The sequence below is a fragment of the Azospirillum mesophilum genome (assembly GCF_053470405.2).
In genome coordinates, this window is the sequence record NZ_JBPXMQ020000039.1 from 21,004 (window position 1) to 38,944 (window position 17,941).

Annotated in this window: 15 protein-coding genes; 2 read left to right on the forward strand and 13 right to left on the reverse strand. The window is 67.1% G+C overall.

What is annotated here, in order from left to right:
* Positions 1-4: 4 nt before the first annotated feature.
* The 7 genes from wecB to ACSVC7_RS26130 all read right to left on the reverse strand — a co-directional run bounded on the left by wecB (position 5) and on the right by ACSVC7_RS26130 (position 6,698).
* A complete protein-coding gene (gene wecB / locus ACSVC7_RS26100) occupies positions 5-1,051 on the reverse strand; it encodes a non-hydrolyzing UDP-N-acetylglucosamine 2-epimerase (RefSeq protein ID WP_448207928.1) in 1,047 nt (348 codons plus the stop codon).
* Positions 1,048-1,761 carry a hypothetical protein gene (locus ACSVC7_RS26105; RefSeq protein WP_448207927.1) on the reverse strand — a complete coding sequence of 238 codons (714 nt, stop codon included), beginning with the start codon at positions 1,759-1,761 and terminating at the stop codon, positions 1,048-1,050. The genes wecB and ACSVC7_RS26105 overlap by 4 nt, the downstream gene beginning before the upstream one ends.
* Positions 1,758-2,516: a hypothetical protein gene (locus ACSVC7_RS26110; RefSeq protein WP_448207926.1), complete on the reverse strand. Its 759-nt coding sequence runs from the start codon at positions 2,514-2,516 to the stop codon at positions 1,758-1,760. Before ACSVC7_RS26110 ends, ACSVC7_RS26105 begins: the two co-directional genes overlap by 4 nt.
* The gene (locus ACSVC7_RS26115; protein WP_448207925.1) at positions 2,513-3,301 is read right to left on the reverse strand and encodes a glycosyltransferase family 2 protein; all 789 of its coding nucleotides are present in this window, start codon (positions 3,299-3,301) and stop codon (positions 2,513-2,515) included. The genes ACSVC7_RS26110 and ACSVC7_RS26115 overlap by 4 nt, the downstream gene beginning before the upstream one ends.
* A 10-nt stretch (positions 3,302-3,311) precedes the next feature.
* Positions 3,312-4,178, reverse strand: coding sequence for a class I SAM-dependent methyltransferase (locus tag ACSVC7_RS26120; RefSeq protein WP_448207924.1), 867 nt, complete (start codon positions 4,176-4,178; stop codon positions 3,312-3,314).
* A gap of 32 nt (positions 4,179-4,210) precedes the next feature.
* Complete coding sequence (locus tag ACSVC7_RS26125) at positions 4,211-4,615, reverse strand: hypothetical protein (protein ID WP_448207923.1); 405 nt, start codon at positions 4,613-4,615, stop codon at positions 4,211-4,213.
* A gap of 115 nt (positions 4,616-4,730) precedes the next feature.
* On the reverse strand, positions 4,731-6,698 hold the full coding sequence (locus tag ACSVC7_RS26130) for a radical SAM/SPASM domain-containing protein (protein WP_448207922.1): 1,968 nt from the start codon (positions 6,696-6,698) through the stop codon (positions 4,731-4,733).
* Between the two features lie 364 nt (positions 6,699-7,062).
* Between ACSVC7_RS26130 and ACSVC7_RS26135 the strand changes: the two genes are divergently transcribed.
* Complete coding sequence (locus tag ACSVC7_RS26135) at positions 7,063-8,226, forward strand: GSCFA domain-containing protein (RefSeq protein ID WP_448207921.1); 1,164 nt, start codon at positions 7,063-7,065, stop codon at positions 8,224-8,226.
* Positions 8,227-8,251: 25 nt separating this feature from the next.
* Here the strand turns inward: ACSVC7_RS26135 and ACSVC7_RS26140 are convergent, their stop codons facing one another.
* Together ACSVC7_RS26140 and ACSVC7_RS26145 are read right to left on the reverse strand one after the other, a co-directional pair.
* Positions 8,252-8,992, reverse strand: a complete 741-nt coding sequence (locus ACSVC7_RS26140; protein ID WP_448207920.1) for a hypothetical protein — start codon at positions 8,990-8,992, stop codon at positions 8,252-8,254.
* Positions 8,993-9,076: 84 nt separating this feature from the next.
* Positions 9,077-10,168, reverse strand: coding sequence for a tetratricopeptide repeat protein (locus ACSVC7_RS26145; protein WP_448207919.1), 1,092 nt, complete (start codon positions 10,166-10,168; stop codon positions 9,077-9,079).
* 95 nt (positions 10,169-10,263) lie between these two features.
* Here ACSVC7_RS26145 and asnB point away from each other — a divergent pair, with 95 nt between their 5' ends.
* Positions 10,264-12,036, forward strand: coding sequence for an asparagine synthase (glutamine-hydrolyzing) (gene asnB, locus ACSVC7_RS26150; RefSeq protein WP_448207918.1), 1,773 nt, complete (start codon positions 10,264-10,266; stop codon positions 12,034-12,036).
* A gap of 136 nt (positions 12,037-12,172) precedes the next feature.
* Here the strand turns inward: asnB and ACSVC7_RS26155 are convergent, their stop codons facing one another.
* The 4 genes from ACSVC7_RS26155 to ACSVC7_RS26170 all read right to left on the reverse strand — a co-directional run bounded on the left by ACSVC7_RS26155 (position 12,173) and on the right by ACSVC7_RS26170 (position 17,707).
* On the reverse strand, positions 12,173-13,402 hold the full coding sequence (locus ACSVC7_RS26155; RefSeq protein WP_483508833.1) for an HlyD family type I secretion periplasmic adaptor subunit: 1,230 nt from the start codon (positions 13,400-13,402) through the stop codon (positions 12,173-12,175).
* Positions 13,403-13,503: 101 nt separating this feature from the next.
* The gene (locus ACSVC7_RS26160; protein WP_448207916.1) at positions 13,504-15,690 is read right to left on the reverse strand and encodes a peptidase domain-containing ABC transporter; all 2,187 of its coding nucleotides are present in this window, start codon (positions 15,688-15,690) and stop codon (positions 13,504-13,506) included.
* Between the two features lie 82 nt (positions 15,691-15,772).
* The gene (locus tag ACSVC7_RS26165) at positions 15,773-16,852 is read right to left on the reverse strand and encodes a hypothetical protein (RefSeq protein ID WP_448207915.1); all 1,080 of its coding nucleotides are present in this window, start codon (positions 16,850-16,852) and stop codon (positions 15,773-15,775) included.
* Between the two features lie 15 nt (positions 16,853-16,867).
* The gene (locus tag ACSVC7_RS26170; RefSeq protein WP_448207914.1) at positions 16,868-17,707 is read right to left on the reverse strand and encodes a hypothetical protein; all 840 of its coding nucleotides are present in this window, start codon (positions 17,705-17,707) and stop codon (positions 16,868-16,870) included.
* Positions 17,708-17,941 lie beyond the last annotated feature (234 nt).

Below are 17,941 nucleotides of genomic sequence, written 5' to 3' on the forward strand. Positions count from 1 at the left end.
CGCGTCAGGCCCGTCCGCCCGTCAGAAGCCGGGCGATCAACCGGGCGGCCGAACCGTCGCCGTAATCGGGGATGGGCCGCCGGGGCCGGTAGTCCGGGCCACGCCAGAGCCGGTTCCAGCCCGCCTCGACGGTCTCGGTCCACTCGGTCTCCTCGCGCAGCGTGACGCAAGGCTTCTCGTGGAAGTAGGCTTCCTTCTGGAGGCCGCCGGAATCGGTGAGCACGACGGTGCAGCCGTCCAGCAGCCGCGCCATGTCCAACGGACCAACCGGCGCGATCACCATCAGCCCGTCGAGGGACAGACCGGCTTCCTCCACAGCCTGTCGCGTGCGCGGATGCAGCGGCAAAACGACGGGATCGTCCTGCGCCCGTGCCTTCAAGTAGGCGAGGATTTCCCTCAACCGTTCGCGGTCGTCGGTGTTCTCGGCCCGGTGCACGGTCGCCAGGGCGAACCGCCCTTTCTCCACGCCGAGCCGTTCCAGGATGGTCGAGGACACCCGCGCCGTCTCGGCCAGCTGGCGCGCGACGTCCAGCATGACGTCGCCGACATGATGGACGCCGGCCGTGATGCCTTCGCGGGCCAGGTTCCGCACCGCCGCCTGGGTGGGGCAGAACAGCAGTCTGCTGAACTCGTCGGCGACGATGCGGTTGATCTCCTCCGGCATGGCCCGGTTGAACGAGCGCAGCCCGGCCTCGACATGGGCCACCGGCACCCGAAGCTTCACCGCGGCCAGGACACCGGCAAGGGTCGAATTGGTGTCGCCGTACACGAGCACCCAGTCGGGTGCTTCCCGCCCGATCACCTCTTCCAGCGCCATCAGCATCCGGCCGGTCATCGCCCCGTGCCCGCCCCCGTGGATGCCGAGGTTGAGGTGCGGCTCCGGCAATCCCAGCTCGGCGAAGAACACCTCGGACATGCCGGAATCGAAATGCTGGCCCGTGTGCACCAGCGTCTCGGCGGCCCCGGCCTCGGCCAGTGCCCGGCTGACGGCCGAAGCCTTGACGAACTGCGGGCGGGCGCCCACCACGGTCAGGATCCGCATCGGACTCATGCGGCGCCTCCCGCCCGCGCATGGGTCCGCGCCCAGTACTCGTCCCACAAATGCCGGCGCACGATGGGAAGGGCGTTGAAGGCGTCCGTAACCCCACCGGCGATCAGTGTCCGCTCGATGTCCGCCCAGGCCTGGCTGGCGATGACGATGGTGCTCTCCCGCGCCGCGCCGTTCAGGAAGGCCGCGGCGCGGATGACCGGCAAGCCGTCAAGCTCCCCGTCCTGCCAGCTGTCGACAAAGGCCGCCAGGGCGATGCCCGCGCTTTCCAGCGCACCGCGGACGACGCGCCCGCCCGTCCCGGTCCCGTAAATGTGGATCGGCCGTCCTTGCGGCAGCTTGTGGAAGTCTTCCGGCCCGTGCAGGAGATGGCGGTCATCGACGACCGTTCCGGCCCGCAGCAGGGCGCCGAGCAGGCCGGCCGCCGCGTCCTGGTCGCCGCGCCGGCGCAGATAAGGGCGGGCGTCATAGACGAGGTCGGCATCCCGGATGTCCCCGGCTCCGGCGGGATCGGATGTGGTGACCACGACGGTGCCGGGGCGCATCGCCCCGGCGTCGGCCAGGAGGTGCCGGCCGGGCAATGCCGCGACCGCGTCGCGCAGGCGGTGGCCGGCGGCCTCGTCCTCGCCGATGATGCGAATGGGACGGCCTGGAGGGAGTTGGATGGGGTCGTGCATCGCCAGCACGGAGTGGGGCAGGCGACGAGCGCTCATGCGACGATCCTTTCATAGGCGATGCCGAGACCGCCGGGGATCCCCAGATTCTCCACCGCATGGGCGATGCCGTCGATGTCGCCCGAGCGCAGGCCGGCAAGGAAGCGCGGCACGCCGCCGCTGGGGTCGCCGCCGTCTTTGGTGTGGCCGTCTTTGGTGTGGCCGTCTTCGGTGTGGCCGTCTTCGGTGTGGCCGTCTTCGGTGTGGAAGAACACGACCAGCCCCCCGTCCCGCACGAGCGGACGGAACGTGTAATACAGGATCATGACGAGGTCGTAGCGGACGGTTCCGTCGATCAGCAGCGCGTCGAGAACGCCGGTCCGGGCGGCCATGCCGTGGAGGAACGGCATGTCGCCGACCCGCCCGAAGAAAATGGTGTGCCGTCCGTCCGACAGCACCGGTTCGCCGTGGTCGCGGACGCTGATGGTGAACACCTCGTCGAACCGCATGCCCCAGAACAGGGTCGTCAGCCCGCTGTAGAAGTCGGACAGCAGGACCCGGCCGCGCCCGACGCCCTGCCGGTCGAGAAGGGCCAGAAGGGCGGCAATTTCGGCACGGTCATAGTGGATGGCGTCGGTCGCGACGTCACGACGGTTGCCGCGCCAGCGTGCCGGCCGAACGCGCGGTGGCCAGAACGGGGTCGGGCCGGGGGCGGGCGGCGGCCGGTAGGCTTCGAAACGGGCCAGCAACGCCTCGACATCCATCGGGATGTCTTGCGCGGCGTTTCCCGGAGTGGGAGTCGTGGTGCCGGTCATCGTGACGAGCGTCCGAAGAAATCATCGTGGAACGCCGGCCATTTCCGCTTCAGGATCTCCCGCGTCCGGGCACCGTCGGCGTGGGCCGGACCCGGCGGATGCGGGACATGGCGGGCGGCCATGGCCGTGCTGAAGACGATGCTTGTCCCATCGAGCTGCCCGATGTGCCAGCCCAGCAGCGTGTCCTCCAGTTCGCCGTAGATCAGGTCCTCGTCGAAGCCGGGGGTTTCCAGGAACAGCGCGCGGGAGATGGCCATGTTGCCGCTGGCCAGCTGGTAGAAGCGCCGCGTCGGCCGGTCGGGGCGTTCCCAGACGCCGAACTGCTGGCGCGGATCGGGGCTTCCTTCGAAGTAATAGCTGGAAACATGCCCGGCCAGCACCGCCCGTTCACCGAAGGCGCGGAAGGCGCGCAGGACGGCGCCGACGTGCCCCGGACCGACCAGGATGTCCGGATCGAGGAAAAGCAGGTAGCGGCCGTTCGCGAGCCTGGCCCCGGTGTTGCGCGCCCGGCTGGCGCCGAAGCCGTTGCGGCGCTGCCGGATGTAGAGCACGTCGGGCGGAAGGTGCTCCTCGACGTCGTCGCCGGAGCCATCGTCGACCACGATGACTTCCAGCTCGTGCGCGGCGCATTCCTCCCGGTCCTGGGCGCGCAGGCAGGCCAGGCATCGCAGAAGGACATCCCGGCGCCGGTAATAGGGGATGACGGCGGAGACGCGCGCGGTCCTGCCCATGACCTTGGCGAAACCGTGCTCGGCAATCGGGTCGGCCGGTCGGAGCGGCGGCATGGTCAGGGGGTCACGCCGGCGGCATCTCGGCGGTAATGATCAGACCGCCCTTGTAGTCGGCCCGGTCGAACAGCGACAAGAAGGACAGCGACAGGAATTTCGGCAGGAAGCTGTCGAGGGTCACGACCTTGCCTTCGCGGATGAACAGCTCGAACTGCTCCCAGGCGTAACGGTCCCCGGCCACCCGCCGGGGCGAATGCCGCGCGTCCTGGATGTGGAAGCCGTTGTCTTCCACCAGGCGGATCACTTCATCCCGTTCCAGGAAGCGCGGCGTGGCGGTACCGGCAACCCCGAGCAGGCCGGCGACGTAGTCGTCGTAGCTGGCGGGGACCCGGTTGCCGTAGCGGCGGCGCAGTTCCTCCAGGCGCGGGCTGCCGTCCCGGTAGGCGTCACGGATCGGAATGGGACCGACGCCGTTGACGACGACCAACCGCCCGCCCGGCTTCAGGACCCGGCGGACCTCCGCCAGGAAATGGGGCGGCTCGTCGATCATCGTCAGCACTTCGGACGCCAGCACCTTGTCGAAATGGCCGTCGGGAAAGGGAAGGGCGGTGCCGCTGACGCATTCAAAGCTCAATCGGCCGATCAGGCTGCCGGGGATGCGGATGGTCCGGACGTAGGGGTTGATGTCCACCCCCACCGCCTCGGCGGCCAGCTTGGCCATCTCGATGGTGATGTAGCCGGAACTGCAGCCGAGGTCGAGCACGCGGTCGGCCGGGTCGATGGCAAGGGCGGCAAGGATTTCCGGCGCCTGAAGGCGCTTGAGCAGGTTCGGAGCCCCGAACAGCCGCCCGCTCCAATCGTTGCGCAGCGATCCGCTGGGGACATATCCGAAGCTGAAGTAGTTCGGCTTCGCCGCCGGGGGCAAGCTGGGCATGGTGTCGTCTCCGCTGGGCTCGGGGTCGGGATTTAGGCGAGAAGCAGCCAGAGGACGCCGACCAGCAGAGCCAGCACCCCGCCGGCCATGGCGGCCATCCGCCGCAAGGCGTCGCGGTCGATCAGGGCCAGGGCGAGGTGATAACCATTGTAGATGTCCTGGCAGCCCGCATCGGCAAGCTGCTTGGCGATCTCATCGACATACATGCTCCCGATGATCACCGACGCTCCCGCCGGATCCTTCAGGAACTCGCTGGCCTTTTGGATCGGCACGCCCTCGATCTCGCCCGTCTTGAAGTTGTCGAGAACGCCCTGGAGCTGGACAGAGCGGTCCTTCCGCAACTCCTTGACGAGGACCTGGCCGGCCTTGCCAGCACCGAAGACGTAGATCGGCGCCCCTTTCGGCAGATAGGATGCACCACGCAGCATTTTGATCATCGCAACACTCTATCATGCGGACTCCGGGCAATCCATTGGATCGGCCGGAAGTGTGTATAATCAATGGATTGATGCCCCGGCCTCGGCGTTCGCATTCCGGCTGCGCCGGCCGCCGTCACCGCCGCGCGGCATAGGGGTCGATCAGGCGGTCGGGCGGCAGGCCGAGTGCGTGGGCGTGGCTTGCCATGCTCCCGCGCGAGGCGGGCGAGGACGGCGTCAGGCAGATGCCCCCGTCGAAGCCGGCGATCTCCGCCGAGGAGCGGATCGGCAGCCCATTGAAGGTGTGCCCGGCCCGCTCATGGTCGAACAGAGCCACGCCACCGGCCTCCAGCGCTGCCGGAAGCTCCGGGTGCAGGCGGACCATCCGGCCGAAGTCGCTGCCGATGCCCCAGATCCCCCGGATCGCGCCGGAGCGGACGCCGACGGCCAGTTCCCCGGCGATCGCCTTGAGGTCGTGGTCGGGGAAGAGGAAATATTCCATCGTCTCGCTGGTGATGAGCTTTGTGCCGTCCGTCAGGACGTTTTCGAACTGGTAGGTCTGCGACCAGATCCCGCAGTCGCGGCAGTAGGGGCGCTCAGAGAAATCCTCGTCGATGAGGTCGCCGCGCACCCGCTGGTAGGGGACGCCCTGCCAGATGTCCCGCAGAGACGAGCCGTTCAGGTTTCCCATGGACACCATCCCGTCCTGCGGGACGCGGACCAGGGTCGTGCAGCACAGCGAAACCTCGCCGCCCGGATAGACGAAGACCTGTTCCCACACGGCGCGGCAGGGGCTGCGGGTCTGCTCCCGAAAGACCCGGTCGGTCAGGTTCCAATAGATGCCGTCGGGCTCGGGCGAGAACAGCTGGTAGACCGAAACGCTGGAAACCCCGCGTTCCCGCCAGTGATTCTTGAAGTCCTCGATCTCGGTGCTGGCCGGCTCCTGGTCGATGATGCAGAGATTGACGCTCAACCCGGGGTTCAGCTCCTGGCGCAGGCGCAGGAAGCCTTCGACGTTGCGCTGCGTCCGCGCCAGCTTGGCGCCGCGGATCGCCTTGTAGGTGTCCTGGCTATGCGCATCGACGCTGAAGCTGACGCTCTGCACCCCCGCTTCGATCAACTGGCGCGACCGCTCTTCCGTCAGGAGGGTGGCGTTGGTGGTGATGTGGACGATGGCGCCGGGGATGCTGGTCAGCAACCGCACGATGTCGGTGATCTGCGGGTGCAGCAGCGGCTCGTCCAGTTCCCCCATATGGAAGCTGAAGGGAACGTGCTGAGACGGAGCCGTCTTCAGCTCCGCCACCAGCTTTTCGACGAGGGTGAGGGGAAGCCATAGCTTGTGGTCGAAATAGTCGACCTGGCGCGTCCGCAGGGCCTCCGGCGAATGGTAGGGGCACATGACGCAGGACAGGTTGCACTGGTTGCTCAGCACGAGGCTGATGTTGACCGGCAACGGGAAATGGCGGTCGAGTTCCTCGATGAAGAACTGTTTCTGCAGCGCCCTGTCACCCAGATCGAACGCCACGGATTCGGGATCGATCCCCTCGCGCCCCAGCGTGTCGGCCACCGAAAGCGGTGCGACCAGCCGGCGCGGTTCCGGTTCGGGCAGGGTGGCGAGCTCCACCGGAGCCGCGGCCACGGGCGCGGCCCGGCCGGCACGGCGCTCCAGATCGCGGACGATGAGCACGGCCCGGCCAACGGTCAGGAACGTGTTCACGCCCGGCACCAGGACGGCCGTCGCCTCCTTGCCTTCGGCCAAGCGGGCCAGCAGTTCGGCCACATGGGCCGGGGTGATGAAGCGATGGCGCACGAAGGCGACGTGGGTGCATCCCGACCGGCGCAGGGCGGCCAGGGCAGCCTCGTCCGAGGGGGTCGCGGAGGTGCGGCGGTCGTCGGGCGTGCCGGGAACGCCGCGCCCCGCGGCGACCAGCAGCCGGAAGCCCGGATCCGCCGCGAACAGGCGCGCCAGCACGTCGTAATGCCGGTCATCGTCGCAATCAACGACCACCGTCACCGCGACCGCCGCCCCCGCTTTCCGACCGCTCGCCGGGCCGAGATCCGCCGCGATAGCCGGCGCGTCGGTTCCAGGCGCGATCTGCTCCATGTCCATGCACTCCTGGCAAAGCGGTCGTTCCGATCCCGGGCGACTCCGTCTGTCAATGTCTAGGAGACTTGGCGTAAACAATTTCTAAACAATTAATTCGTTCGAATCTTGGACCGTGGCGGCAATAGGCGACGCGTGGGAATAACCGGAATTACGAAACCGCCGCCATCATGACTGGGCGGGTGAGTTGGAAGGACGAGTGCAAAGCATGGACTTGGCGCCTCACGGCCGAGCCATGATCGGGTAAGCCCGGGCAGCCGTGCAGGAGATTTGCAACATCGGACGAAACGGCCCAGGTTGACCATGCCGCCGGCCTTACGGCTGACACGACACGATCCCGCGACCTTCCCCCGGAGGCCTTCCCATGACCAACAAATTCCTGTCGCAAAGCCTGGATGTCGAGCTGTTTCGCATCACGACGGCCCCCGTCCCGCTCATCCTGTCCTTCGACACGCCGATCGCCGGCTTCGGTTCCTGCCTGGCGGCGGAGATCAACCATCATGCGGCGTCTTTGGGGTTCACGACCTGCTACGACGATCCCCATGCCTTCCATTACGGGCCGGAGACGCTGGCCGAGGTTCTGGAGATCGCGGCATCCGGACGGCCCCATGACGAGGATGACGTGGTCGTTCTGCCCGATGGCGGCGTGGTCCTCTATCCCTACAACATGGGGCAGCTCCGCCTGTTCGGGGAGGACGCGGTCCCCCGTGCCCTGGCCATGATGGACAGCCATGCCGAACGGTGCCGCGAGGTCATCCGCAAGGCCGGCCTCCTCATCGTGACGTTGGGCAGCCCGCGCGTCTTCCGGCTGCGCCAGAATGGGCGCCCGATCACGCGCATTTCCCATCTTCCGGACGATTTGTGGCTGCTGCGGCTGTTGTCGGTGGACGAGGTGGTGGCGACCCTCGACCGCATCGTCGCCGCCGTGGCCACCATCGTCGGCGGCCCCGACCGGGTGCCCCCGATGGTCTTCACCGTGTCGCCGCAACGTTACCTCTTCGCCGCCGCGGTCCGGGGCGAGAACCGGGACCCCTTCGTCGACAACACCCTGTGCAAGAGCGTGCTGCGGGTGGCCATCGAGTATTTCCTCGACCGGAGCGCCGGCCGGCCCTTCCATTACTTCCCGTCCTATGAAATGGTGATGGAGGAGCTGCGCCTGTTCGACTCCCTGGCCCATTATGATTTCCAGCATGTGGGCCGCCTGACCCCGCCCTACATCACCAAGCGCTTCCTGCAGACCTTCGCCACCCCGGACATCCTGGGCCAGCTCGACTTGGCCGTGGACTTCGGGGCAGCCAAGGGAGAGGTGGAGCGCTTCCTCGACGGTGGGCTGGCGCCTTCCGATCCCCGCGTCCTCGGACGCTTGGAAGAGATGCTCGCCCGCTTCGCCGCCACTCCCGGCCAAGCCAGCCCCGTCAGCCGGCGGCTGGCGCGCGAACTGGCCAAACGGCTGTCCGGCCGCGCCGATGGTCTGGAAGAGGCGGGTGCGCCTGTGCGGAGGGTTTTGGAAGCACTGCGCGCCCTGTGATGCGCGACCAGACAATCCGGGAAAGTCATTGCCAATAACAGGGATGGGTCAGCAGCAGAAGCGCGTGGCCAGGCTCAAGAAACACCTCCGGCTTGGCGAAGTCGACATACATGCAACGCCGCCCTGGCGCGCGCTGGTCAAGATTGCAGTCTTGGACGACATGGCGATAGGTCCGCAATCTGACATTGCAGTCCGAGAATGCGATGCCGAATTCATCCAGGCGGCCCGGCACCGCCTCGGTGAAAGCGGTCCGTTCCGCGGTCCGGACGGCGCCCAGGCCGTGCATGGTGAAGCTGACCGGGGCAAAGCCGAACAGGCCCTGGAACACGTCCAGTTCCCGCCGGAAGGCGCCGAAGAAATCATCCTCCAGATAGCAAGAGGAGTGGAGCCCGACCTCCATGCCCAGGGCTTTCTGCCGCGCCACCTCCTCCCGGCATTCGGCGGGGTCGTAGTCGATCCCGTCGACGCGGATGTAGGTGGCGGCCGGGATGCCCAGCTCATGGTCGACCGCCAGCAGCCGCCCCATGTTGCGCACGCAGTCGCGGGTGTCGACGTCGTGCCGGACGAACAGGACCGTCTGGCCGCGCGGGATCGCCGCGCGGCTGGTGAAGGGGAACACCGTCACGCCACGCCGGCCCAGGAGGCGGCGCAGAGTCGTCCGGTACACGTCGATGGGATAGGGGGCGGTGGCGACGATGGCCGGGGCCCGCCACAGGCTTCGGCGCCGCCACGCCCGGATCGAGGTCAAGGAAAGGTGCCGGATCATCCGTTGTCCCGCGTGAGGAGATGCGCCCGGACGAGGCCGGGCCCATGGCCTGCTGGTTGGAAAGAAAAGCGTCCGAAAAACCGCTCAGCCCAATTGGCGCAGCACATCGTCGAGTTCGTCCTGCAGCCATTCGGAGCCGGCCGCGCCGTCGGCGAGGGCGATACCCTTGCGGTAGGCCTCGGCCGATCTCTTCAGATCACCCATGCCCCGGTACGCGCGGCCGACCTCGCCGTGGACCCACGGTGTCGGCGGCGGCAGTTCGACGGCGTGCCGGAGCACGGCCACCGCCTCGGGGTATTTCCCTTGCCTGCGCAGGGCGTAGCCCAGATTGGCGTGCAAACTCATGTCGCTGGAATCGACGCTGATGGCGCGCCGCAGGCTGACCTCGCCATCCTTGAAGTTGCCGAGATAACATTGGCTCAGCCCCTCCTGCATCAACAGCGGGGCATGGCCGGGGTTGGTCACCAGCGCTCGCCTGCTCCACCGCGCCGACTCCGCATAGTTCCCGGTGATGGACAGCAGGATGGCGACGAAGTTGCTGGCCTCATACGCCGACGGGTCCAAGGCGGCGGCGCGGCGGGCCAGGCTTTCGGCCAGCGGCATGAGCTGGCAATTCATCAGGTCGCGGGCCACCCGTGAATATTCGGTTGCCAGATCGGCCGCTTCGTCCGCCGGAATGGCGGCGACCAGCCCGTCGGGCAGGGGGGACAAGGGCGCATGGACGCGCGCCGCGCGCACCAGGTCGCGCCAGAGTATGACGGCCGGGGTTTCCGGCTTGTGCTGCGCCGCCTGATCGAAAAAATCCGCCGCCTCATCCATTTTGCCGCGCAGAATTGCCTGCTGCCCGAGCCGGCACAGCGCAAAGGAGGCGTAGTCGGCGCGATGAGAGAGCGCATCCTCGTGGACGGCCTGGGCCTGCCCGACCTCCCCAAGGCGGCGCAGCACCTCAACCAGTTGCCAGCTCGCCTCCGGATAGTCCGGCTTGATGCGAAGGGCGCGCCGGAAGGCTTCCGCCGCCGCCGGCAGATTTCCTTCCCGGGCGATGCCGGTTCCCATCTCGCAATGATAGTTGGCCTCCGTTTCCATCCGGATACGCCATCGCCACGTCTCGACGACTTGCGGATCCAGAGGGCGGTTGGTCATCGGTGACGGAAACTGTGGGAGAGTGGACGGCATCGGCGGTCTCGGCGATCGGTACAAAGTTTGCTATTATAGACTGAGGGGCCGTCTGCTTAAAGATTACGTCCAGTTCGAAGGGAAACGCCGAGCCGATGTGCGGAATTGCCGGTATCGTTCGCCTGGATGGCGGGACCGTGGACCGGCGGGCGCTGGAACGGATGACACAGGCCCTCGTTCACCGTGGCCCGGATGGCCAGGGCATCCACATCCGCGGTCCGGTCGGGTTCGGACACCGCCGGCTGGCCATCATCGATCCGGCGCACGGACAACAGCCGTTCGTTGACGATGTCAATGGCGACACCCTGACCTACAATGGTGAGCTGTACAACTATATCGAGCTTCGCCGCGAACTTGACGGCATGCCCTTCGGCACCGATTCGGACACCGAGGTCCTTCTGCGCGGCCTGCAGAAATGGGGGCGGGAGGCATTGCCGCGTTTCGCCGGCATGTACGCCTTCGCCCACCTCGACCCGCGCAGCGGGCGGGTCCTGCTGGCGCGGGACCGCCTGGGAATCAAGCCGCTGTATTACTTTTCCGACGGCGCGCAGGTCCTGTTCGCGTCGGAACTGAGAGCCCTGCTGGCCTCCGGCATGGTGCCCCGAGACGTCGACCCGGACGCCCTGGCCGGCTACCTGCGCTACGGCCATGTGCCGACGCCGCATACGATCTACCGCGGCGTGCGCAAGCTTGAACCCGGTTGCTGCCTCGTCATCGATCCCGATGAGGCCCGAACGTCCCTGCACCGCTACTGGCGGCTCGTCCCGCAGGTGCGCGAACGGCCGGAGGCCGAGGCCCTGGAGGAATTGGAGGCCCTGCTCGGCGAGATCATCGCCATGCATGTGCGCAGCGACGTTCCTTTCGGGGCTTTCCTGAGCGGCGGCCTGGATTCGAGCGTCGTGGCCGCCTGCATGGCGCGCGCCATGCCCGAGCCGCCCCGCTGCTTCACCATCGGCTTTCGCGAACGGACCCACGACGAGGTTCCCTATGCCCGGCAGGCGGCCGAGGCGATCGGCGCGCGGCTGCGGGTCGAGCATGTGACCGTGGACATGACGGCATCGCTGCTGGGCGAACTGGCGCGAATCTACGGCGAGCCGTTCGCCGACTCCTCGGCGATCCCCACCTGGTACGTCGCGCGCATGGCGGCGGCGGAGGTGAAGATGGTGCTGTCGGGCGACGGCGGCGACGAACTGTTCGCCGGCTACAACAGCCACGCCGACGTCTGGCACCGCCTGCGATCGCGGGAGCCGGCAGGGCCGTCCCGGCCGGACTGGCAATTCCTGCACCACAACGCGCGCGACACGTTTCACGCCGACGCGCGGCGGCGGCTGATGGGAACCACCCGACCCGAGGACGACGAAGAGATCGCCTGTCCCGCCGGCCTTGACCCCGTGGGACGCTGCCAAGCCCGAGATCTGCGGTCCTACCTTCCCGACGACATTCTCACCAAGGTCGACCGCGCCAGCATGGCCCATTCCCTGGAGGTGCGCGTCCCCCTGCTCGACCACCGGCTGGTCGAATTCGCCTTCAACTTGCCGACCTCGCTGAAGCTGGCGCGGCAGCCGGACGGGAGCGTGCGCGGCAAGCACCTTCTCAAGCTTGCGGCCGAGCGCTTCTTTCCGCCCGCGGCCATCGACCGTCCCAAGATGGGGTTCGGCATTCCCATCCAGGCATGGCTCGACGGCCCATTGCGCCCGCTGGTGCAGGATCTCCTGGTCGGTTCCGCGGCTCCGGCGATCCCCTGGCTGGACGACGCGGAAGTGCGGTCGGTGGTGCGCGGCTACTACGACCGCACGGGCGCCAATGTGGCCCAGGTCTGGCTGCTGCTGATGCTGCGCCTGTGGCTCGACGAGGTGCACCGGGCCTGAAGCGGCAATCCTGGTTTGGGTGAGGTCGCATGGACTGGACGATCGGTGGGCCGAGTTGGCCAGTTCGGGCTTTGCCGTCAGGCGTGCTCGAAGCCGAAAGGCTTGCGGCGGCTTCAACTTCTGTTTCGGCGAAAGATCAGGGCTCGCGCAGGCTTTCGTTGAACACCCGCAGGATGGGGTGCAGGAAGTAGGCGATAACCGTGCGCCGGCCGATGATGATCTCAGCCGCTACCGTCATGCCGGGGATCAGCCGGAAGTCCGCGGGGACATCGCGCAGTTTATCGCGTTCGATGCTGATTCGGCTGCGATAGATGGTCCGCGCCTTGTCGGCCTCGGGTCGGAAGGAGTCCTCGCTGACGACCCGCACCGCTCCCTCAAGATGACCATATTGCTGGTAAGGCAACGCCTCGAGCTTCAACCGCACCGGGTCGCCGGTGCGGATGCGGCTAACATCGGACGCTTTGACTTCCACCTCTACTTCCAAGGACACGTTCAGGGGAACCATGGTGATCAGCGCTTCGGCGCTGCGGGCGACCGATCCCACCGAGCGTTGGGCGATCTCCAGCACCACGCCATCGGATGGCGCGCGTAGGTCCACGAGGTTGCTGCGCCGTTTCGCCTTGGCGAGTTCCTGGGTGGTCGTATCGATCTCGCGGCTCACGGATAGCAGCTTGTCGGCTCCTACCCGGGTCCACTCCTGCATAAAGGAGCCGCGTTCCGACTTTGCCTTTTCCAGGTTGTGGAGGAGTTCGCGTCCCTCGGCCAGCTTGCTGGTGAGCTGTTCCTTGATGTTCAGCTGGTTGAGCCGCGCCTCCATGACCTGAAGCTGGGACCCGACATCGCGCCGCAACAGTTCCTCCCGCATGGCGACGATCTGGTTTACAACCCGGAGCCGCTCGCGAAGGCTTTCCTGGGTTTCCCTGTTCGAGACGATGTTCTCCTCCAACCGGGCGACCGCGGCGTCGAAGGAGGCAAGGCGGGACTGGTATTCGGCCATCCGCTGCTCGCGCAACTGCACCTGGAAGGCCCGCGCGCGGTCACCCGGCGGAGCGTGCAAGGCCGTACCGTCGATCTCGCTGCGCAAACGCTCGGCCTCGGCCGTCAGGCTCACCAGCTTTTCTTCCAGGCCGGTGGCGTCGGCCTCGACGAAGGTCGGGTCGAGCGTGGCCAGCAAATCGCCTTCCCGAACGATCGAGCCCACCGACACCTCGACGGAGCGGACGACTCCGGTCTCCAGCGGTTGCACCACGATCAGCGGCTTGGTGGTGATCAGGCGGCCTGGGGCGCTGACAATGCGGTCCACCTCGGAAACGGACGCCCAGACGACGAGCGCGGCGATGAGCAGGACGATGACGTGCAGCGTCATCCGCGCCAGCCGAGGCGGCGGGCGCTCTTCGATGGCAACGGCGTCCGGCTGGAACGCGCTCAATGAGGCGGGCCGAGGGGGCGCGAGCCGGTGGGTTCCGCCTATCGGAGGGCTTCCGTTTGAATGGTCCATAAGTGCCGGTATATGGGACAGGTTTCGAGGAGCGCCTCGTGCGTGCCGAAGCCGGCCATGCGGCCTTCGTGCAGCACCAGGATCGCGTCGGCGTGACGGATCGTGGCCAAGCGGTGCGAAATGATCAGGGTTGTGCGGTTGCGAGTGACGTCGGGCAGATGCGCCTGCAGGATCGCTTCGCTCTCGGGATCGAGTGCGCTCGTCGCCTCGTCGAGGATCAGCAGCGTCGGACGGCGGAGCAGCGCCCGCGCGATGGCGAGGCGCTGCTTCTGCCCGCCCGACAGATTGACGGCCCCTTCCTCCAGCGGGGTGTCGTAGCCGTGCGGCAGCCGCTGTACGAACTCGTCGGCGCCAGCAAGGCGACAGGCCTGCACGATCTCCTCGAAGCCCGCGTCGGGCCTGCTGATGGCGACGTTGTCGCGCACCGTGCCGCGGAACAGGAAGTTTTCCTGGAGCACCACGCCGATCTGCCGGCGCAGGTGAATCTTGTCGATTTCCCGCAGGTCGTAGCCGTCGATGCGGATGATTCCGTCGCGCGTGGTGTGGAGCCCCTGAAGCAACCGGACGAGCGTGGATTTGCCGGACCCGCTGCGGCCGACGATGCCCAGCACGGATCCGGCGGGCAACGCGAAAGTGATCTTGTCCAGGGCTGGGGAGATGGCGGTCGGATAGCGGAACGACACGTCTTCGAACGTCAACGCCCCGGACAATTGCGGCTGCAGTCCGCGGCTCAGCCCCTGTTCGGGCGTGGCGTTCATCACCTCGCCCATCATGCGCACCGACACGGCGGCCTGCTGGTAATCGTTTATCAAGGTGATCAACTGCATCAGCGGCCCCGTCACCCGCCCGGCCAGCATGTGGAAGGCGACCAGTTCGCCCACGGTCAGGGTGCCGGCAAAGATAAGTTCCACGCCGAACCACAAGACGGCCACCGTCATGGCCTTTTCCAGGAATCCCGACACTGCGCGGGCGACGGCGGACAGGTTTCCGACGGAAACGCTGCGTTCGACGACTTCCGCCGACCGCCCGTCCCAAACGCGCCGGTGCACCGGCTCCAGCGACAGCGCCTTGACCGTGTTGATGCCGTGCACCGCTTCGACCAGCAACGCTTGGCGGTCGGCCTCCGACCGGTAAAGGTCCTGGAGACGGCGGCGGAAGGGGCCGGCGACCGCGGCGACGATGCCGGCCATCGCGAGCGTGATGGCGATGACCACCGCCGCCAGGGGCATGCTGTAGAACAGCAGAACCGGAACGAAGATGAACAGCGCGATGGCATCGAGCAGCGTGAAGAACAGCCGCCCGGTCATGAACTCCCGCACGGTGCGGGCCTGCTGCACGTGATTGACCAGAACGCCGGCGGACACGCGCTCGAAATAGTCGATCGGCAGCGACAGCAGATGGGCAAACACGGTGGTCGCCATCCGGATGTCGATCTTGGCGGTCGCGTGCAGCAGAAGCAGGCTTCGCAGGTAGGTCAGCGCCGTTTCGAAAACGATCGCGATCAGCACCCCGACCCCCAGCGCCGTCAGGGTGGAATAGGTCTGATGCAGGACGACACGGTCGATGACGAGTTGGAAGAAAATGGGAAGCGCCAATCCGATGATCTGCAGCACGACCGCGGCGACAGCGACATCGAAGAAGGATCGGGCTTGGCGCGCGATTTCCGGCACGAACCAGGACAGGCCGAAGGTCCGCCCGGTTTCGGTCAGGCGGAAGCGGCGCTTCAGCAGCACCACCTCACCAGTCCACACCGTGTCGAGCGTTTCCCTCGTCCAGAACTCGAACCCGGCGACGCGGGCCAGCGGGTTGCGGATGGCCACTTCCGGCACACCCCGGTCGCCGCGCAGGCCGGCCAGGATCACGTAACTGCCGTCGCGCAGGCGCAGCACCACCGGAAGAGCCTGCCCGGACTGCTGAAGATCGTTCCAGGTCAGGCGCAGGCTTTGCGCCTTCATCTGCGACGTGCGGGCAAGCCGGACCATCTGCCTGACGCTGATCTCGGCCGTTCCGAGTGCGTGGGCATGCACAAGATGCTTTTCGGACAGGTCGAGCCCGTGATGCCGCGCGATGGCCACCAGACACCACAGCCCGGTGTTTCCGGGCAGGGCCTCGGCAACGTTCATCTGTGCCGGCTTCATCTGTGCCGCTTGGGACAAGGCGCTTTCTCCCCTCGGGAAGCCCCGGCACGGGCGGGCATTGATGATCCGTAATCGTGCGCCATGTTCCGGCGGCGCGTCCTCATGCGTCCCGCGCGCCCTGCATGGCGGAGCCCTCGTCTTCCGGAGGCGCCTCGCCAACCCGGTCGTCTTCGGCGGGGGCGGGGGCGATCGCGGCTTCGGCCAGAGCCCGTTCCAGCGCCTGTCGCCTCCCTTCGCCATCTTGCCGGGCGACGGTGGTCACACCGGCCTCGCGAAGGGCGGTGACCAGCTTTTCCTGAGCCTCCAAGTCGGCGATGTCCGCAAGCAGCCGCGCCACGCCGCCAGCGGCTTGCATCGCCTGCTCGAAGATGCGGGTCGCGAGCGCCCGGTCGTGCTCGAACTGCTGGCGCATGGCCTCCCCGGCCCACAGAAGATCGGCCGTCCGTTTGGCCTGGGCCGCCGCCGCCGCGGTTTCCCGTGCTTCGCGCAGTGCCCGACGACGTGCGCCCACATGGCGCAGGATCCCCAACTTGCGGTGGGCCTCCCCAAGGCTGTTCGCGGCCTGCTCCGCGCCCTCCGCCCGCTCGTACAGGACACGCCAGTGGGGTTGTACGGCGTCGCGAATGTCGTCGTCCCCGACGGGGTTGGGCAGCCAGTCTTCCGACGCCTCGTCCTTGACGAAAAGAGGGCGCGGCTTGGCGTCCCATGGAAGCGCGTACGTGAGCGTGGCAGGATCGGGCATGCCATCCCGCTGCTTTCTCAAGTCATGCAGACCAGCGGCGAGTTCGGCGGCGAGGGCGGCCAGATCCTCCTCCCCATTGGACGCGGTTGGGGGAGTTTCCGGCGGCGAGGCCGTCGTTTCGACCAAGGTCAGCGGAGACGCAGGGCGAGCCGGCGGCGTGGGCGGCGGCGCCTCGATGTCGCCCCGGCTGTTGGTGGTGGTGAACCCGTTCCGGCGCTGTGGCACCGTGGGAGAAACGGGCCATAGAACGGGCTTGGACGCGGCCGGAGCCGGGACGGGCGGCCGAAGAGGGGCCGGCTGGTGAATTGGAACCTGCGAATGGCCGCACCACACCGCGCGCTCGATGGTTGCGACGACGTCGTCGATCTGGCGGTTCAACTCGACGGCGCGCTGCCAAGTGCTGGCCTGCTCCGGGCCTTTTGCGGATTCATCGGCCATGGCCGCGCATCCCGGTCATCGCCTGCCCGCCACGACGGCCTGATCGGCCGCCGCGATGTCCGTTGGCGCCGTCTCGGTCGGCCAGCCTTTCAAGCCAAGGACGCCGGGAGCCTTGGCGATTTCCACCTCGAAGCGGCGCAACCAGGACGCCGCGCGCAGCTTGTCGGCCAGGGAAAGCGTCTCGCTCTGCCCGGCGGCGCTCAACCGCAGGTTCTGCATGTCGCAATTCAGATAAGTCTGGCCATCCAGCCCAGGCATGGCGATCTCCACACCACCGGCGCGCGCAAAGCGGCCCTGTTCCGCAGTCCGCCAAAGCGTGAATTGGTCGTCGGCGAACTGCTCGTTGCGCACCGCAACCACGGCGGCCTGCGGGCACACGGTTTCGGCCAGCCACACGGCCGTCTGATGGCTGGTCCATTGCGGTGTCAGGGGGGTGACGAACACCGGCTGGACGCCGATGCCCCGGGCGGATGCCACGAATTCCCGAAGGGCGTTTTCAGGATGGGGCACGCCCATGACCTGGGTGAAGTCCGCCCGGAAGCCGGCGGGAAGATCGTGCAGGACGATGTCGATCCCCGGCACGCCCATGCTGTTGAGCAGGAAGTCACGGCCGAGTTCGCGATGGTGGATATCGTAGAGGACGCACCCGGTGCGCGGATCCTGGCGGGAAAGCGGCACCACCGAGCCGTCCGGCGCGTGCGCGCAGAAAACCCGGAACAGCGTGCGGCACAGCCAGTCGGCATCGAACAGCGCGGTTTTGACGCCCCTCATCCGGCAAAGATCGGCGAAGCCGCGCGCCCATGTGGACTTTCCGATCCCCCCCTTGTCGCCGACGACGCAAATCATGGTTGGCATGGCGAAAATGACCTTGTTGTCGCTCGAAGGTATCGATTCAGTCCGCAATAATATGACCCAGGATTGTAGTTGCAGGCCGTTGACAATTTATTAAGAACAAAACGCATCAGCATAATCGTCGCGCGGAAATCTTATCTGGACAGAGCAACTTGTTGGACCAGCGGATGACTCCGTTGCGCTTCTTCGTGAATCAGGACCTTCGTGAGTTCGTCGGTTGTGGCGGTGCTGGTGACC

What these genes read in the sequence shown, in the direction of transcription:
- wecB (WP_448207928.1), bottom strand. Translation starts at nt 1,051, where the DNA reads ATGAGTCCGATGCGGATCCTGACCGTGGTGGGCGCCCGCCCGCAGTTC.
- ACSVC7_RS26105 (WP_448207927.1), bottom strand. Translation starts at nt 1,761, where the DNA reads ATGAGCGCTCGTCGCCTGCCCCACTCCGTGCTGGCGATGCACGACCCC.
- ACSVC7_RS26110 (WP_448207926.1), bottom strand. Translation starts at nt 2,516, where the DNA reads ATGACCGGCACCACGACTCCCACTCCGGGAAACGCCGCGCAAGACATC.
- ACSVC7_RS26115 (WP_448207925.1), bottom strand. Translation starts at nt 3,301, where the DNA reads ATGCCGCCGCTCCGACCGGCCGACCCGATTGCCGAGCACGGTTTCGCC.
- ACSVC7_RS26120 (WP_448207924.1), bottom strand. Translation starts at nt 4,178, where the DNA reads ATGCCCAGCTTGCCCCCGGCGGCGAAGCCGAACTACTTCAGCTTCGGA.
- ACSVC7_RS26125 (WP_448207923.1), bottom strand. Translation starts at nt 4,615, where the DNA reads ATGATCAAAATGCTGCGTGGTGCATCCTATCTGCCGAAAGGGGCGCCG.
- ACSVC7_RS26130 (WP_448207922.1), bottom strand. Translation starts at nt 6,698, where the DNA reads ATGGAGCAGATCGCGCCTGGAACCGACGCGCCGGCTATCGCGGCGGAT.
- ACSVC7_RS26135 (WP_448207921.1), top strand. Translation starts at nt 7,063, where the DNA reads ATGACCAACAAATTCCTGTCGCAAAGCCTGGATGTCGAGCTGTTTCGC.
- ACSVC7_RS26140 (WP_448207920.1), bottom strand. Translation starts at nt 8,992, where the DNA reads ATGATCCGGCACCTTTCCTTGACCTCGATCCGGGCGTGGCGGCGCCGA.
- ACSVC7_RS26145 (WP_448207919.1), bottom strand. Translation starts at nt 10,168, where the DNA reads ATGCCGTCCACTCTCCCACAGTTTCCGTCACCGATGACCAACCGCCCT.
- asnB (WP_448207918.1), top strand. Translation starts at nt 10,264, where the DNA reads ATGTGCGGAATTGCCGGTATCGTTCGCCTGGATGGCGGGACCGTGGAC.
- ACSVC7_RS26155 (WP_483508833.1), bottom strand. Translation starts at nt 13,402, where the DNA reads ATGACGCTGCACGTCATCGTCCTGCTCATCGCCGCGCTCGTCGTCTGG.
- ACSVC7_RS26165 (WP_448207915.1), bottom strand. Translation starts at nt 16,852, where the DNA reads ATGGCCGATGAATCCGCAAAAGGCCCGGAGCAGGCCAGCACTTGGCAG.
- ACSVC7_RS26170 (WP_448207914.1), bottom strand. Translation starts at nt 17,707, where the DNA reads ATGCCAACCATGATTTGCGTCGTCGGCGACAAGGGGGGGATCGGAAAG.